This window comes from Frankia sp. CcI156, assembly GCF_001983015.1.
GTDB lineage: Bacteria > Actinomycetota > Actinomycetes > Frankiales > Frankiaceae > Frankia > Frankia casuarinae.
Genome location: NZ_MOMD01000005.1, coordinates 24147 through 40123, shown reverse-complemented (window position 1 = coordinate 40123; position 15977 = coordinate 24147). Strand labels below are relative to the sequence as shown.

Here is a 15977-nt window from a genome sequence, read left to right as displayed (position 1 = left end):
CCGGTGTGCCGGCGCTCGTTCGTCTCGCCGCTGCCCGGACCGGCGGTGCCCAAAGTATCCGAACGAATGTCACCGAGGGTGCGTTCCGCTCCMCGAACGGTAGTGCTCGGTCAGGTGACCGGCGATCACAGCTCCTTGCGGGGCGGGTGTGTCGTTTCACCGCCCGTGCCGCCGTCCCCACCGGGGAGGCCACCGCCGGGATGCGACGCCTCGGCGCCACCGGGGCCGTCGGAACCGTCGTCGTGTGACCGGGGTTCCCCGGAGGACTCCCCGCCGTCCCCGGCTCCGCCGGGCGTACTGATCACCCGAGCGACCGCGCTGCGCGAGAAGCGGCAGACGACATCGGGCGCAACCTCCAGCAGGAGGTCGCCGTCCTCCATCTCGACGACCGTGGCGTAGAGACCAGCGGTGGTCATCACCAGGGTACCGGGAACGATCCGCGATATCTGCTGCTGTTGCGCCTTGGCGCGGCGCCGCTGCATCGAGAAGAAGTAGACGATCACCAGGATGAGGATCAGCGGGAACAGAAGCCCGCTGATCGAACTGCCCCCGTCCTTGCCGGCCGCCACCGAAGCTGCCACGAGTACGTGCACGTCCTGCCCTCCTGATGTGTTGCGGCGATCGTACGTATCGATCGGATGCCTGTGGTGGGCAGGGCGGTTGTGCCCGGCACACAGGACCTCCTCCGGCCGGAATGGCCGATGCTACGGGGACGACTCATCCCGGACGGAGTAATCACCTTCAGTGACTACTCCCCGGCCGACCGACCCTCTCACAGTCATTCTCCCTCGGTGAACAGCGAGACCTGGGTACGACCGAGCGGATCGGTGACGGGGTCCAGACCGAGGTGCTCGAAGGCGGCGGGAGTGGCCATCCGGCCCCGGGCGGTACGGATCAGCAGGCCGGCACGCAGCAGGAACGGCTCGGCCACGTCCTCCACCGTCTCCGGTTCCTCCCCGACCGACACGGCGAGCGTGGTGAGCCCGACYGGACCGCCGCCGAACCGGGTGACCAGCGCCTCCAGCACGGCCCGGTCGAGACGGTCCAGTCCGAGCCCGTCGACGTCGTAGATCCGCAGCGCCGCCTGGGCGATCTCGCGGGTGACCACGCCGTCGGCCCGCACCTCCGCGTAGTCGCGCACCCGGCGCAGCAACCGGTTGGCGATGCGGGGCGTACCACGCGACCGGCCAGCGACCTCGGCGGCTCCCTCGGCGGTGAGGGTGACCCCCAGCAGGCCGGCCGAGCGAGTCAGCACCCGGGCGAGCTCGTCGGCGTCGTAGAAGTCCAGATGGGCGGTGAACCCGAACCGATCCCGCAGCGGGCCGGTCAGCAGGCCCGACCGGGTGGTAGCCCCGACCAGCGTGAATGGCGACACGTCGAGGGGGATCGCGGTCGCGCCCGGGCCCTTGCCCAGGATGACGTCAACCCGGAAGTCCTCCATCGCGGCGTAGAGCAGTTCCTCGGCTGGCCGGGCGATCCGGTGAATCTCGTCGAGGAACAGGACCTCTCCCGGGGAGAGGGCAGTGAGGATCGCGACGAGATCCCCGGCGCGTTCGATCGCCGGCCCACTGRTCATCCGCAACGGAACCTCGAGCTCCTGCGCCATGATCATCGCAAGGCTGGTCTTGCCCAGACCGGGCGGGCCCGACAGCAGGACGTGGTCCGGCGGGCGACCACGCGCCCGCGCCCCCTCGAGCATGATTGTGAGCTGCTCGCGCACCTTACGCTGGCCGACGAACTCGGCCAGGGTGCGCGGACGCAGCCCGGCCTCGAAGGCGCGCTCCTCGGGACTCGCCGCGGCGGACACCAGGCCGTCGTCACTCATGTCCCACCTCCGCGTACCCCCGCCCCTCGACGTACCCCCGCTCCGACCGACCGCCGCCCCGGCTGACCACCGCCCGACGCGGTCGCGCGCCGCATGGCGGCGTCATAACGGCCCTCACCTGCGTAGCACGGCAAGACTCGCGCGCAGCAGGGTCGCGGTGTCGGGCGGAGCGCCGCCGGTTCCCGAGTCGGCCCCGGCCCGGGAACCCGGGGCGCCTTCCTTTCCCGGGACGTCTCCCTTGCCCGGGGCGGCCTGCTCGCYACCGGCTGCGGCGCCCTCGCCGACGGGCGCGGCCAGGACCACGAGCGCCCGGGACACGGCGGCGTCGGCCTCACGACCCGAGTAGCCCAGGCCCACCAGCGCCTCCCGCACGGTCGCCGCGACCCCGACGGCATCGGCCGGCATCGGTTCCGGTCCCGACGTCAGGCGCGGGCCGGGYAGCGGCGCACCGTCACCCGGCGGACCGAGCCGGTCCCGCAGGTCCAGGACGATGCGCTGCGCGCCCTTGCGCCCGATACCGGGGACCTTCGTCAGCACCGCGAGATCCTCCTCGGCGACGGCGCGGCGCACCGTGTCGGGATCGTGCACCCCGAGCACGGCCTGGGCGAGCTTGGGCCCGACCCCGGCCGCGCTCTGCAGGATCTCGAAGACGTCGCGCGCATCGGCGTCGGCGAAGCCGTAGAGGGTCAGCTCGGTCTCGCGCACGATCAGGGTGGTGGCGAGGGAGGCGGACTCCCCCACCCGCAGCCGCGACAGCGTCGACGGCGAGCAGTGGACGAGCAGGCCCACCCCGCCGACCTCGATGACGGCGGACAGCGGGGTCAGCGCGGTGACCGTGCCGGCCAACGACGCGATCATCGGGTGGGTCCGCCCGGCGCGGCGGAACGGAACCGGGCCAGCGCCGGCCCACGCCACAGGTGGCAGAGCGCCAACGCGAGGGCGTCCGCCGCGTCGGCCGGGCGTGGCGCCTCGGTCAGCCCGAGCAATCTGGTGATCATAAAACTGACCTGCGCTTTGTCCGCCCGGCCGCTGCCGGTCACCGCGGCCTTCACCTCACTGGGCGTGTAGAGACCCACCGGCAGGCCTCGCCGGGCGGCCAGCACGATGGCGACCGCCCCGGCCTGCGCGGTGCCCATCACGGTACGCATGTTCGCCTGGCTGAAGACCTTCTCGACCGCGACCGCCTCCGGGCGGGTGCGATCGAGCCAGGCGTCGATGCCATCGGACACGGCGCACAACCGTTCGGCGACCTCGGCGGTGGCGGGGGTGCGCACCACCCCCACCTCGACCAGGTGGGCCCGGATGCCGAGGCCACCGTCGACGACCCCCAGGCCACACCGGGTCAGCCCCGGATCGACCCCCAGCACCCGCATCCACCCTCCCGACCGCACGTTCACAAGAACATTCGTTCGATTCTAGGGGCGGCGGCACAACCGGACATCCACGACACGCCCAACAGATCGCCCGAGAGGACGATCAGCTGCCGACGAGCTCCATCACGTCATCGGAGATGTCGGCATTGAACCAGACGTTCTGGACGTCATCGAGATCCTCGACCGCCTCGATGAGCTTGAGGACCTTGGCGGCGGGTTCGGCCTCCAGCGACACGCTCACACTCGGCAGCCAGGAGATGTCCGCGGAGGTGACCGCCAGGCCGGCATCGGTGGCGGCCACCCGCACGGCGTGCAGATCGGTCGCCTCGGAGACCACCTCGAAGGCCTCCCCGACGTCGTTGACCTCCTCCGCGCCGGCGTCGAGCACAGCGAGCAGTACGTCGTCCTCGGTGAGGCCGGCGGTCTTCTCGATAAGCACGACACCCTTGCGGTTGAACAGGTACGACACCGACCCCGGGTCGGCCACCGTGCCGCCGTTACGGGTGATCGCCACCCGGACATCCGACGCCGCCCGGTTACGGTTGTCGGTCAGGCACTCCACGAGGATCGCCACCCCGCCCGGGCCGTACGCCTCATAGGTGATGTCCTCGTAGTTCACCCCACCGGCGAGCTCGCCGGAACCCCGCTTGACGGCCCGTTCGATGTTGTCGTTCGGCACGGACTGCGACTTCGCCTTGGCGATGGCGTCGGCGAGCGTCGGGTTGCCCGCGGGGTCTCCGCCGCCCGTCTTGGCCGCCACCTCGACCGTCTTGATCAGTTTGGCGAACAGCTTGCCCCGGCGGGCATCGATGACCGCCTTCTTGTGCTTGGTGGTCGCCCACTTGGAGTGGCCGCTCATGACCTGCCTCTCTTGCGCCCGATCATCGACCGGACCCGGACGATCGGACGCTGTCGACGAATAGCCGGTGCACCCGGGCATCACCGGTCAGCTCCGGATGGAACGCGGTGGCCAGCAGCGGTCCTTGGCGGACCGTCACCGGCGCCTCGGCGACACGGGCCAGGACCTCGACCGCGTCTCCTGCCTTTTCTACCCATGGTGCCCGGATGAAGACCGCGTGCACAGGTGGCCCCGCCACCCCGACGACCTCGAGGTGTGCCTCGAACGAGTCCACCTGCCGGCCGAAGGCGTTACGCCGGACGACGATGTCCAGTCCGCCGATCAGTGGTTGATCCGGCCGACCGCCCACGACGTCCCGCGCAAGCAGGATCATGCCAGCACATGAACCGAACACGGGCAACCCCGCGGCCACCGCCGCCCGCAACGGCTCCAACAGCTCGAACACGCGCAGCAACCGGCCGATCGTGGTGGATTCACCTCCGGGCAGGACGAGCCCGTCGACCTCGGCGAGCTCCACCGCGTGGCGCACCGCCACCGGCCGCGCGCCGGCCTCGGTGAGCGCCCGGGCGTGCTCGCGCACATCCCCCTGCAACGCGAGGATGCCGATCCGCGGGCCACTCACCAGCCGCGGTCGGCGTAGCGGGCTTCCGGGGRAAGCTCGGTGACGTTGATGCCCACCATCGCCTCGCCAAGGCCCCGGGAGACCTTCACCAGAACGTCGGGGTCCTTGAACATGGTGGTCGCCTCGACGATGGCCCGAGCGCGGCGCGCCGGGTCCCCGGACTTGAAGATCCCGGACCCGACGAACACCCCGTCCGCGCCGAGCTGCATCATCAGCGCCGCGTCCGCCGGGGTGGCGATACCGCCGGCGGTGAACAGCACGACGGGCAGCCGACCGAGCCGGGCCACCTCGGCGACCAGCTCGACCGGGGCGCGCAGCTCCTTGGCCGCCGCGTAGAGCTCCTCGGCGGGCAGCCCCGACAGCCGGGCGATCTCCGCCCGGATGGTACGCATGTGCACCACGGCGTTGGACACCTCGCCGGTGCCCGCCTCACCCTTGGAACGGATCATCGCCGCGCCCTCGGYGATCCGGCGCAGCGCCTCCCCCAGGTTGGTGGCTCCGCAGACGAACGGCACCGTGAAGCGCCACTTGTCGATGTGGTGGTGCGGGTCGGCAGGCGTGAGAACCTCGGACTCGTCGACGTAGTCCACCCCGAGCGCCTGCAGCACCTGTGCCTCGACGAAATGCCCGATCCGGGCCTTGGCCATGACCGGGATGGAGACCGCCTCGATGATCTCCGAGATCATGTCGGGATCACTCATCCGCGCCACCCCACCCTGCGCCCGGATGTCGGCGGGAACCCGCTCCAGCGCCATCACCGCGACGGCGCCGGCGTCCTCGGCGATGCGGGCCTGCTCGGCGGTGACCACATCCATGATCACACCGCCCTTGAGCATCTCCGCCATGCCGCGCTTGACGCGGGCGGTACCGGCATGCCGGGCGGAGTCGGTCGCCGGGCCGGCGGCGGGGGCAGTCTGGCCCTCGGACATGATGTGCCGTCTCTTTTCACTGGGTCGGGTCGCCAGGGCCGCTGGGTACCGGCATGTCTGGCACCTGCATGTCGGCTACCCCACCGGATGGTTCCCGTACGGGTGGGTCGGTTTTCCATGGTACGGCGATCTCGCGACCGGCCGGGCCATCAGGAGGCCAGCCCCGGCAGGTCGTCGCGAGGGACGCCCTCGCCACGGATCGGCAGGGCGTCGTCGATCTCGAAGTAGCTGGCCGGCGGCCGGCGGCCGGCCAGGTGCGCCATCCGCACCACGCGTCGACCGGCGAGTGCCCGCAGGTCGCGGACCGCGTCGTTGTGGAACTGCCGGGCGAGCGCGACCCGGGCCGCGCAGGAGTCGACCGCATGCAGCTCGGCGGGGTGGTGCTGGCCGGCCGCGGCGACCTCGGCGGACCGTAACGCCCGGCTCAGGGCATTCTCGCTCTGCTCGACCGCGGCGTCCAACGCCCCCCCGGCGAGCAGGTCCGGATAGGCCGTTCGGGCCCGGGCCACGCTCTCGCCCAGCTCGGCCAGCTCACATCGCAGGGCCAGCTCGCGCGCGGCGTCGGCGCGGGCGACCAGGTGCGCCACCAGCCCACCGCGGGCGTCCGCGACCCGGGCCGCGAGTCGGTCGAGCCGAGTGGCCAGCCAGGTCAGATAGGTCGCGATCGCCACCACCAAGGCGACCACCACCACGACGACGGTCATCCCGCGCAGCGTAACCAACGGCCGAATGTGACGTGGCTCTGGTACCGGGGCAGGTCAGTTACCACTCCTCGCGTCGCCCCGGACCGGCAACCGCGTCGCCGTCGCGACCGACACCCGCATGTCCCCGGAGACCATCTGGTACACCCCGACGATCCGCTCGGCGATGGCCCGCCAGTCGTAGGCGGTGACGACGGCGCGACYGCGTTCCACCAGCCGCGCGGCGCCGGCGGGATCACGCAGCACCTGGGCCAGGGTCGCGGCCAGCCGCGCGGGATCGCCGACGTCGAACAGCCTGCCGGCGCGCCCGTCATCGAGGACCCGGCGGAAGGCGTCGATGTCGCTGGCCACCACCGGGGTCCCGGTCGCCATCGCCTCGAGCAGCACGATCCCGAAGCTCTCCTGACCGGTGTTCGGGGCGCAGTAGACCTGCCCGGAGGCGAAAACCCGGGGCTTGTCAGCGTCGGAGACCATGCCGACGAGGTCGACCCGCGAGCGCAGGGTGGGCTCCAGCCGGGCCCGCACCGCCGCCCCGTCACCGGGCCCCGCCACCAGCAGCCGGACACCGTCGATCTCGGCGGCGAGCGCAGGCAGGGCGGCGAGCAGCACGTCAAGGCCCTTGCGCGGCTCGTCGATACGCCCGAGGAACACGACGGTGGGCCGCCCGTCGTCGTAGTCGGGCAGGGGCCGGGCGCCGGCGAAGTTCTGCACCGCCACCCCGTTCGGGATCAGGATGGCGTCGGCGCCCAGATGCTCGACGAGGGTGCGCCGGGCCGCCTCGGAGACCGCGATCCGAGCCCGCAGCTTCTCGAACGACGGCTGCAGCGCGCCCTGGGCCGCGGTGAGGAACCGCGACCGGGGGTTGGCGGTGTGGAAGGTGGCGACGATCGGTCCATCGGCCAGCATGCAGGCCAGGAGGCTGACGCTGGGCGCGGTCGGTTCGTKGGCGTGCAGGACATCGAAGTCGTGCTCACGCAGCCAACGGCGGACCCGGGCGGCCGAGACCGGGCCCATCAGGAGCCGGGCGACGGAGCCGTTGTAGGGCAGCGGTAACGCCCGACCCGCGTCCACCGCGTAGGGCGGCAGGGTCCGTTCGTCGTCCACCGGGGTGATGACGGACACCTCGTGACCGGCGGCGATCAGGGTCTCGGCGAGGTCACGCACGTGCGCCYGGACCCCGCCCGGTACGTCCCAGGCATAGGGGCAGGCCAGACCGATCTTCACGGCGGCGTCATCCGTCGTCGCGCCAGATCCGCTGGAGCATGTGCCAGTCCGCGGGGTGCGCGGCAACGCCGGCGGCGAAGGCGTCCGCGAGTCCCTGCGTCATCGTCGGGATGTCGCTCGGCTCGACGGCGGGATGGATCCGCCCGCTCCACCCGTCATGGTCGAACCAGAGCGTGGCGGGCAGCAGCGCCGCTCCGGTGCGCAACGCGAGCGCCGCGGGCCCGCCGGGCATGGTGGCCGTGGCGCCGAAGAACCTCACCGGGATCCCGCCACGGGAGAGATCCCGGTCCGCGAGCAGGCAGAGCATCCCCCCGGCCAGCAGGCGCTCGGTGAGCAGGTCGAACGGAGGAGCCTGCCCGCCGGTCAGCGGGACGACCTCCATGCCGAGTTCCGAGCGGAAGGCCAAGAACCGCTCGAAGAGCGCCTCCGGCCGCAGGCGTTCGGCGACGGTCGTGAACGGCACGCCATTCGCCACCAGCCAGGCGCCCGCCTGCTCCCAGTTGCCCATGTGCGGCAGCGCCACGATGGTCCCTTTCCCGCGGGCGTGCGCATCCCACAACCGATACTGGTCCAGCAGCCGCAGCCGGCCGACGACACGGTCCAGACCGATCTCTCGGAAGCGGAACACCTCCAGCCAGTACCGCGCGTAGGAGCGCATCGCCGCCCGGGTCAACCGGTCCAGATCGGTTCCCGGCGGCGCCACCCGGGCGAGATTCGACCGCAGCCGGCGCACCCCCCGCCCGTCGCGGCGGTAGRCCAGGTCGGCGCCGAACCGGAACGCCGCGGCGGCCACGGGCTGCGGGAGCAGCCGGACGCCGCGCCAGCCCAGCGCGTAGGCGAGGTCGGTGAACCGCCCGGCTGCCGCCGCCCGCCCAGCCGCCGTCGCCCGCACGCCCGTCGTCAACGCTCGRCTCTTCGTCGGGTCGTCTCGATGACCGCTCAGCGGCCGTTGCGGCCGGGGCCGAAGGTGGTCGCGCTCCGGGACGCAGCCGTGGTCCGGGACGCGGTGGTCGGGGCCGCCCTTGACGTCAACGGGGAGGGAGGGTCCCCCGCACGGTACCACTGCCGGTAGACGTGGACGACCCGCTGGACGACCGTCAGCGTGGTGGCACCGACGAGGAACCACAGCGCCGCGGGCAGGAGGTAGGGCACCCCGAGGCCGTACAGCCCGGCGGCGACCAGCAGGATCAGCAACCGCTCGCCCCGTTCGGCGAACCCCACGTCACAGGTGAAGCCGAGTCCCTCGGCGCGGGCCTTGACGTACGAGGTGATCGACCCGGCGACCAGGCAGATCAGGGCCGCACCCGCCAACGGCAGGGAATCGCCGTCGCCGGCGTACCAGAGGACGAGCGATCCGAAGATCGCGCCGTCGCCGACCCGGTCGGACGTGGAGTCGAGAAAGGCCCCCCACTTGGAGGAGATGCCGCGGGCGCGGGCGATGACCCCGTCGATCAGGTCCGAGAAGACGAACAGCGTGACTACCACGGTGCCGAGGAAGAACACCCCGCGGGTGAAGAACCCCAGAGCCCCGCCCGCGACCCCGACCATGCCGATGATCGTCACGACATCCGGCGACACCGACGACCGGGCGGCCCACTGGCTCACCGGGTCGAGCAACTTCTGGATCTGCGGTCGTGCCTTGCTAGCGAGCAYGTCCGTCCCGTCGTCCCGCGTGGTCGTCCCGCGTGCGCCCGACTTCGGGCGGTCTTCACAGTACAGCCGCCACGATCCGCGCATTCCCGACCACGGCCGCCCTCGGGCTTGTGTCCCAGGTAACAGGGGAGGACTCTGCCGTTACCGAACAGGCCGTTACCTCCCAGTCAAGGAGGCGAGGATGTCATCAGCCTCGTGCGATGTGCGCAACGTCGTCCTGGTAGGCCACACCGGCGCGGGCAAGACGGCTCTGGTGGACCGTCTACTCGCCACCGCCGGGCCGCCGGACCGCCAGAACGGCGACCGTCAGACCGCCCAGACCAGCTACGTCGGCCATGCCGATCCCGAGCGTCGCCCGGCACGGTCGGTCAGCCTCACCCTGTGTTCGGTCAGTCATCGCGGGCTCACGATCAATCTTCTGGACACCCCGGGCTATCCCGACTTCGTGGGCGAGCTGCGGGCGGGCCTGCGGGCCGCCGACGCCGCTCTGTTCGTCGTCAGCGCGATCGACGGGGTGGATGGCGCGACCGGCATGGTGTGGGCGGAGTGCGCCGGGGTCGGCATGCCCCGCGCGATCGTGCTCACCCATCTCGACCATCCCCGGGCCGATTTCGCGGCGGCCGTCGAGGGCTGCCAACGGGCCTTCGGGGCCGRTGTGCTGCCGGCCTACCTGCCCGAGCGGGAGGCCGGCGCCTCGATGCGGCTGGTGGATCTGCTGTCCGGGCGGGTGCGGGAGTACCCGGACGGCGGCTGCCGGGAACTCGCCACCCCGGCCGACCTCACCGGCCGGTACGCCTCCGCCCGCGCCGCCCTGGTCGAGGGGATCATCGCTGAGAGCGAGGACGAGGCCCTCCTCGACCGGTACCTGTCCGGTGATGAGCCCGACACCAAGCTCCTGCTCGGCGATCTGGAGACCGCGGTCGCCCGCGGGACGTTCTTCCCGGTGTTGCCGGCCGGTCTGCTTCCGGGTTCGACCTCGGGTCCGGGCGCCGGTGCAGGGAGCGATCGGGGCGTCGATCGGGCCGGCGGTTTCGGCTCCGTCGAGCTGCTGGACCTGTTCGTGCAGGGGTTCCCCTCGCCGCGGGAGCATCTCCTGCCGCCGGTGAGCCGCCCTGACGGCTCCCCCTGCGAGCAGAGCCACGGTGATCCGGCCGGGCCGCTCGTGGCCGAGGTCGTGAAGACGACCACGGACCCTTACGTGGGCCGGATGTCGGTGATTCGGGTGTTCTCCGGCACGCTGCATCCCGACGATGCGGTGCACGTCAGCGGGCACGGCAGAGCCACGGCCAGGCACGCCGACCACGACGACGACGAGCAGGTCGGGGCRCTCTCCCGGCCGTACGGCTCGGTTCTGCACACGGTGGGCGAGTGCCCGGCCGGCGGCATCTGCGTGGTGACGAAGCTCAGCACCGCCGAGACCGGCGACACCCTCTCCGATCGCGACGACCCGCGCTACCTGCCCGCATGGTCGATGCCCGAACCGCAGCTCCCCGTCGYGATCAGTGCCCGAAGCCGCGCGGACGAGGACAGGCTGTCGACCGCACTCGGCCGGCTGGCCGTGGAGGACCCGACGCTACGGATCGAGCAGAACCCCGAGACCGCCCAACTCGTCCTGTGGTGCATGGGCGAGGCCCACAGCGACGCGGTCCTGGAACGGCTCGCCCAGCGCTACGGCGCCGCGGTGGACCGGATCGCGCCCCGGATCCCGCTGCGGGAGACACTGCGTGCCCCGGCACGCGGACTCGGCCGTCAGGTCAAGCAGTCCGGTGGGCACGGTCAGTTCGCGGTATGCCAGATCGAGGTCGAACCGCTCCCGGCGGGCGGGGGCTTCGAGTTCGTCGATGAGGTGGTCGGCGGCGCGGTTCCCCGGGCCTTCATCCCGTCGGTGGAGAAGGGCGTCCGGGCGCAGATGGCGCAGGGCGTCCRCACCGGCCATCCCATGGTTGATCTACGGGTCCGCCTCGTTGACGGCAAGGCRCACAGCGTCGACTCCTCGGACATGGCCTTTCAGATCGCCGGCGCACTGGCGCTCAAGGACGCGGCCCGGGCCGCCGGCGTCGTCGTGCTCGAGCCGATCCTGGCCGTTGACGTCCTGGTACCCGACGAGTACGTCGGGGCCGTGATGGRCGACCTGTCCACTCGCCGAGGACGGGTCGTCGGGATGGAACCCATCCCTGGCAGGCCCAGGGCCACCCCCCGGGCGGTCATTCACGCAGAGGTCCCTGCGAGCGAAATGATCAGATATGCGATTGAACTACGATCCTTGAGCCACGGCACGGGTAGCTTCACGCGGAACCATCGCGGCTACGAGCCGATGCCACCACAGCTTGGGGATGCCCTGTCGGCGTGAAGCGAAAAAATCGGCATAAAGCAGGAATCGGACATAAAGCGGGAAAGGCGGACGACTGGCAACCTTCGGCCCAACTCAGGAAGGATCGCCGACGGGAGACATCCGTGACCGCACACCCGCCGCACCGGGCAGGACGCCGGGCGGGACCCGGTGCGGCGGGCAGCCCCGACGGGGGCGCCCCGACCCGGCTGCGGCCTCCACCGGGCCCGGCGCTATCCGCCCTGCTCGTCGGACGCGGTCTGCGCCCAGGCCTGGGCGAGCATCTGCCTGGTCTGCCCGAGCAGGGCGGGCAGCACCCTGGTCGCGCCCACCACGGGCATGAAGTTCGTGTCACCGCCCCACCGCGGCACCACGTGCTGATGCACGTGCGAGGCGATCCCGGCGCCGGCGACATCCCCCAGGTTCATGCCGGTGTTGAACCCGTGGGCCCCGCTGGCGGCCCGCAGCGCACGGAGCGCGTGCTGAACGAAGAATGCCATCTCGACGATCTCTTCGGGGTCCATGTCGGCGTAGTCCGCGACGTGGCGATAGGGCACGACGAGAAGGTGTCCGGCATTGTAGGGGTACAGGTTGAGGACCGCGTAGACGCTTTTACCCCGGGCAACCACGAGGCCGTCCTCGTCGGACATCCCGACAATGGAGCAGAATGGGCATTCATCGTCACGGGAGCGGCCCTCACCCCTGATATAAGCCATGCGATGCGGGGTGTAGAGCCGCTGGAAAGCATCCGGACCGCCGACCCCCGCCTGCTCCTCCAGGGGAACCCCCTCGGGTGAGAGCTCGGCCGTCACGGGGCGACCGCCACGACGCCGCCCCGGCCGAGCCGAGTGAACACGCAGGCAGCGCCCATCGAGCGGGCCATGGACACCGGAACCTGCTCGGCCGTCAGCAAGGGCACCGCCTCCCCGGGACGAGCTCCCCGGGGGGGAGCAATATCATCTCGTCAATTTATCAGGATCTGAGCGACGAGAGACGCCCCCGGTAGGCGAGGAGGCTCGCGTGCGGGTGCGGTCCGGCGCATGAAGAGGGAGACTGACGGCGTGGGGGGGTCGCCGCCAGTCCCCCTCAAGTGACGTAATCGGTTTCGAACCACGGCGCCCTGGATCTGACGCGCGGATGATGCGCACGAGAGGTCCGCGACCGAGAGGAGCCCTCCCGGCGCAACCCCGCGAGAAGCCATCACGACAACCTTGCGACAGCCCGAGYCCGTTACGCCCTGCCCGACCAGCTTAGCGGACGTTAAGCCGATCTGTACAGCGTCAGCGGCACCTTCATGGGGGAAAACGCCAATCGGACCCGGCGTGGACCCCGCTCGCAAACCAGTGACCTGCGGAAAGGGGCGGGACGCACAACGATGCCGATCAACCATGGACCAACCGGTATATCAACGACCACCGGAATCGTTCCACGGCGACGCACGGCGGCGACCATCTCCAGCACGCGGAACTCCACGGGCACCACGAATCAACAGCATGCGCCCGAAAGGTGGACAGGCCCGCTCCCAAGGGCCGCGACGCATCGCGGTGGCGGCTCGCGCGATGCACCCAGGGGCACGGCGACGCGGGCTTGGACGTCACTTTCCGTGAAGAACGAGGCTCGGAGCCGACCCCGGGTCGAGGTATCGACGCGCTCGTCGCCCACACTGTCTCCCGGGCTGGAGCATCGGCCGGGACCCCCTCCGGGATCCGCCTCCATCGGCGATGTCCCCACCAAAGTGGGGGTAGATGTCGATTCGTCGCCARCCCACGACGTCGCAGCCCAGACACCCAGAAACCGGCCAATCGGGGATATTTCGCACCACTCCCCGAGGCAGGCGCCCCACCGGGGGCGGACAGCTCCGACCACCCTTCGAGCCACAGCACGCCGCGAGGGCCGGGGGCACACCCGGGCAGACCTCGGACGGGACCGAGACGGCCTGCCACCGGGGGAAACGTGCCGAGTCCCGCCGGCGGGAGAGGACACCGCCGAGCTGCACCACCCGTTTGGAGTAGCCCCTCCCAGGCACCGACAAACCCACCCGGACCAGGAAAAACGCCGCATCGCGGGGGGCGCGAAGATCATCCATCGGACAGATATCTCATGGGAGCACAACAAGCTCCCGGCCCGGGAGCGGAGCATGGCAAGCCCAATCGCGTGGGCGTACGTGGTTTCGAACCACGGACCTCTGCCGTGTGAAGGCAGCGCTCTACCACTGAGCTATACGCCCTTGCCGGTGGGACCACCCTACACGCCGGGGATACGGGCCGACGAAGGGGGGCGGCAGCGGGGGGTCGACGGACGGATGGGGCGATGTCCACCGTCCTGTCCGGTGGCCGGACTGGGTCAGGTTCGCCGCGACTGGCCGTGGTTGGGAAGGGTCCCGATGGGGAAGGCTCACGGGGGAACGGCCTTGGCGGGATGACCTGGCGCTCGGGGACGTTCGGACGCTACGGACAGTAATCATCTATAGGATATAAGTAGAAGATCCGTCCGATAGTCGACCGAACCATGATCACTCGWAGCAGGTTCACCCTTCCGGGCCAGGCAACTCGCCCGAACTACCGTAACGGATGTTGTCTTGGCATAATCTTGTTTCCAACGGGACTCGGAGAGGGAACTATCCCGTTACACGGGTGCTCGCCCGCACCATCGCACCATGAGAGGCCGCCCGATGACTATTCGTCACGATTCAATCACCGCAGAACTCGCCCTCCGCCTTGTCGTTCCCGGCGGGGCGCCCGTGCCGGTCGCCGCCACCGTCCGGTACGAGCCGGCCGATCCGTACGCGATCAGCATCGGCTTCYGCACCGGTGCGGACGAGGTCGTGGAGTGGACATTCGCGCRCCAGCTCCTCAGCGACGGTGTGCGCCGACCTGCCGGGGATGGCGACGTGCAGGTGTGGCCTGCCGCCCAGTCCGGGGGACGGATCGTCTGCCTGTCCCTGTCCAGCCCGTCCGGGCATGCACTGTTCGAGATGCCGCGGTCCGAGGTGCTGGCCTTCCTACGGCGGACGTATTCAGCCGTCCCCCTCGGCGGGGAGAGCGACATCATCGATCTTGACGCCGAACTCGCCCTCCTCATCTGGGGCGGCCCCGAGCGGTGATCTCACCGGGGTCGGGACCGCTGTCCRATCCCGGCAAGCCGGTGCGGGCATTTTGCGACCAGGGGAGGCCCTTCCCCACCTGCATCCGAGGTAGCTTCCACCCGGTCACACACAGACCAGTCACACACAGAGCACCCGCCCGCCTGGCCGGCCTAGCGCCGCCAGGCGGGTCCTTTTGTCCTCGGCCCACCGCCGGTGCCCGGCTTATCGTCCGATCGGCTCGCCAGCCCCACCAGCCGGTCGGCCTTCAGCTCGGTCTCACGCCACTCCGAGTCCGGATCACTCCCCCACGTGATACCAGCGCCGGTACCGAACCAGATCCGGTCGTCCTCGATCCAGAACGTACGAATACCAACAGACAGCCAACCCACGTTCCGGTCGGCATCCACCCAGCCGATCCCCCCGCAGTAGTAGCCCCGAGAGGCCGGTTCCAGTTCTCGGATGATCCGCAGCGCACTCGACTTCGGCGCACCGGAGACGGAACCGGGCGGGCAGGTCGCCGCCAGGAGGTCCCGCCAGCCCACCCCCGGCCGCAGCCGGGCCCGGACGGTCGAGACGAGGTGCACGAGACCGGGGTGTTTCTCCACAGCACAGAGTGAAGGCACCGTCACGCTTCCCGGGTGGGCAACCCGCCCGAGATCGTTGCGAACAAGATCGACAATCATGATGTTCTCGGCGACGTCCTTCTCCCGCAGATCCGCCGCCGTCCGACCGGTTCCCTTGATGGGCCTGGAGCTCACGACGTCGCCCTGGCGGGAGAGGAACAGCTCCGGGGAGGCGCCGACGATGCGCACCCCGGCCTCCGGCACGTCCAGGACGACCGCGTACGGCGCGGGATTGCCGGCGGCGACGACGGCCGCCAGGGCACCGAGATCGACACCGGCGGCACCGACACCGGGACCCCCCGCGCCTTCCGCCGCGGGCGCCGACAGGGGCGCCGACAGCAATCGGCAGAGATTGACCTGGTAGACCTCCCCCGCCGCGATGCGCTCACGGATCGCCGCAACCCCGTCAAGGTAGGCTGCCCGGTTCATGGTCGTCGCCCATGCGGCTCGCGACGGTCCGAGCCAGGGGCCACGCCGCAGCGCCGCGACACCACCGGGAGGCGCCGGCCGCACGTCGGCGAACCGGATGCAACGGACGGCCCCCTTGAAGTCGACGACGACCGCCCAGAAGCCATCTCGATCCAGCACCGCGGCGTCATCGCTGATCTCCACGACCTCGGTCGCGAACCGGCCGCCRGCGAGCAGGAACGAGGAGGCATCCCACGGGGGTGACGGTGCCACACGCCCGAGAGGGCTCGTCTCCCGAGCCGCCACGTTCGTCTCGCTCATTCCGATCACGCTACCGCCGCCCGAG

The 15977-nt window shown here is 70.8% G+C and carries 15 protein-coding genes and 1 tRNA gene; 2 read left to right on the top strand and 14 right to left on the bottom strand.

The features are described from left to right. Positions 1-125 precede the first annotated feature (125 nt). The 11 genes from yajC to pgsA all read right to left on the bottom strand — a co-directional run bounded on the left by yajC (position 126) and on the right by pgsA (position 9186). On the bottom strand, positions 126-593 hold the full coding sequence (gene yajC / locus CcI156_RS02670) for a preprotein translocase subunit YajC (RefSeq protein WP_011435814.1): 468 nt from the start codon (positions 591-593) through the stop codon (positions 126-128). 185 nt (positions 594-778) lie between these two features. Then, entirely contained in the window at positions 779-1825 is a 1047-nt protein-coding gene (ruvB, locus tag CcI156_RS02665; protein ID WP_076804200.1) for a Holliday junction branch migration DNA helicase RuvB, read from the bottom strand. Positions 1826-1939: 114 nt separating this feature from the next. Next, entirely contained in the window at positions 1940-2683 is a 744-nt protein-coding gene (gene ruvA, locus CcI156_RS02660; RefSeq protein ID WP_076804266.1) for a Holliday junction branch migration protein RuvA, read from the bottom strand. Next, the gene (gene ruvC, locus CcI156_RS02655) at positions 2680-3198 is read right to left on the bottom strand and encodes a crossover junction endodeoxyribonuclease RuvC (protein WP_011435811.1); all 519 of its coding nucleotides are present in this window, start codon (positions 3196-3198) and stop codon (positions 2680-2682) included. Before ruvC ends, ruvA begins: the two co-directional genes overlap by 4 nt. A gap of 103 nt (positions 3199-3301) precedes the next feature. Then, a complete protein-coding gene (locus CcI156_RS02650; protein WP_011435810.1) occupies positions 3302-4057 on the bottom strand; it encodes a YebC/PmpR family DNA-binding transcriptional regulator in 756 nt (251 codons plus the stop codon). A gap of 22 nt (positions 4058-4079) precedes the next feature. Continuing rightward, the gene (pdxT, locus tag CcI156_RS02645) at positions 4080-4679 is read right to left on the bottom strand and encodes a pyridoxal 5'-phosphate synthase glutaminase subunit PdxT (RefSeq protein WP_011435809.1); all 600 of its coding nucleotides are present in this window, start codon (positions 4677-4679) and stop codon (positions 4080-4082) included. Further along, positions 4676-5608 carry a pyridoxal 5'-phosphate synthase lyase subunit PdxS gene (pdxS, locus tag CcI156_RS02640; protein ID WP_076804199.1) on the bottom strand — a complete coding sequence of 311 codons (933 nt, stop codon included), beginning with the start codon at positions 5606-5608 and terminating at the stop codon, positions 4676-4678. Before pdxS ends, pdxT begins: the two co-directional genes overlap by 4 nt. Positions 5609-5757: 149 nt before the next feature. Next, positions 5758-6312 (bottom strand): hypothetical protein, encoded by a 555-nt coding sequence (locus CcI156_RS02635; RefSeq protein ID WP_023840944.1) that lies wholly within the window; start codon positions 6310-6312, stop codon positions 5758-5760. 54 nt (positions 6313-6366) lie between these two features. Further along, positions 6367-7533 (bottom strand): glycosyltransferase family 4 protein, encoded by a 1167-nt coding sequence (locus tag CcI156_RS02630; protein ID WP_076804198.1) that lies wholly within the window; start codon positions 7531-7533, stop codon positions 6367-6369. A gap of 7 nt (positions 7534-7540) precedes the next feature. After that, the gene (locus CcI156_RS02625) at positions 7541-8437 is read right to left on the bottom strand and encodes a phosphatidylinositol mannoside acyltransferase (protein WP_076804197.1); all 897 of its coding nucleotides are present in this window, start codon (positions 8435-8437) and stop codon (positions 7541-7543) included. Positions 8438-8472: 35 nt separating this feature from the next. After that, positions 8473-9186, bottom strand: coding sequence for a phosphatidylinositol phosphate synthase (gene pgsA, locus CcI156_RS02620; RefSeq protein ID WP_023840942.1), 714 nt, complete (start codon positions 9184-9186; stop codon positions 8473-8475). 181 nt (positions 9187-9367) lie between these two features. Here pgsA and CcI156_RS02615 point away from each other — a divergent pair, with 181 nt between their 5' ends. Then, the gene (locus CcI156_RS02615; protein ID WP_076804196.1) at positions 9368-11536 is read left to right on the top strand and encodes an elongation factor G-like protein EF-G2; all 2169 of its coding nucleotides are present in this window, start codon (positions 9368-9370) and stop codon (positions 11534-11536) included. 212 nt (positions 11537-11748) lie between these two features. Here CcI156_RS02615 and CcI156_RS02610 read toward each other — a convergent pair whose 3' ends face one another. Both CcI156_RS02610 and CcI156_RS02605 read right to left on the bottom strand, forming a co-directional pair. After that, on the bottom strand, positions 11749-12327 hold the full coding sequence (locus CcI156_RS02610) for an HIT domain-containing protein (RefSeq protein ID WP_011435802.1): 579 nt from the start codon (positions 12325-12327) through the stop codon (positions 11749-11751). 1343 nt (positions 12328-13670) lie between these two features. After that, a tRNA-Val gene (locus CcI156_RS02605) sits at positions 13671-13742 on the bottom strand. A gap of 444 nt (positions 13743-14186) precedes the next feature. Here CcI156_RS02605 and CcI156_RS02600 point away from each other — a divergent pair. Beyond that, complete coding sequence (locus tag CcI156_RS02600) at positions 14187-14618, top strand: SsgA family sporulation/cell division regulator (protein WP_076804195.1); 432 nt, start codon at positions 14187-14189, stop codon at positions 14616-14618. Positions 14619-14770: 152 nt separating this feature from the next. Here CcI156_RS02600 and CcI156_RS02595 read toward each other — a convergent pair whose 3' ends face one another. Continuing rightward, a complete protein-coding gene (locus CcI156_RS02595; RefSeq protein ID WP_023840940.1) occupies positions 14771-15952 on the bottom strand; it encodes a chorismate-binding protein in 1182 nt (393 codons plus the stop codon). Positions 15953-15977 lie beyond the last annotated feature (25 nt).

Coding starts and splice junctions, on each gene's coding strand:
- CcI156_RS02635 (WP_023840944.1), bottom strand. CDS start 6,312: ATGACCGTCGTCGTGGTGGTGGTCGCCTTGGTGGTGGCGATCGCGACC.
- ruvC (WP_011435811.1), bottom strand. CDS start 3,198: ATGCGGGTGCTGGGGGTCGATCCGGGGCTGACCCGGTGTGGCCTGGGG.
- CcI156_RS02650 (WP_011435810.1), bottom strand. CDS start 4,057: ATGAGCGGCCACTCCAAGTGGGCGACCACCAAGCACAAGAAGGCGGTC.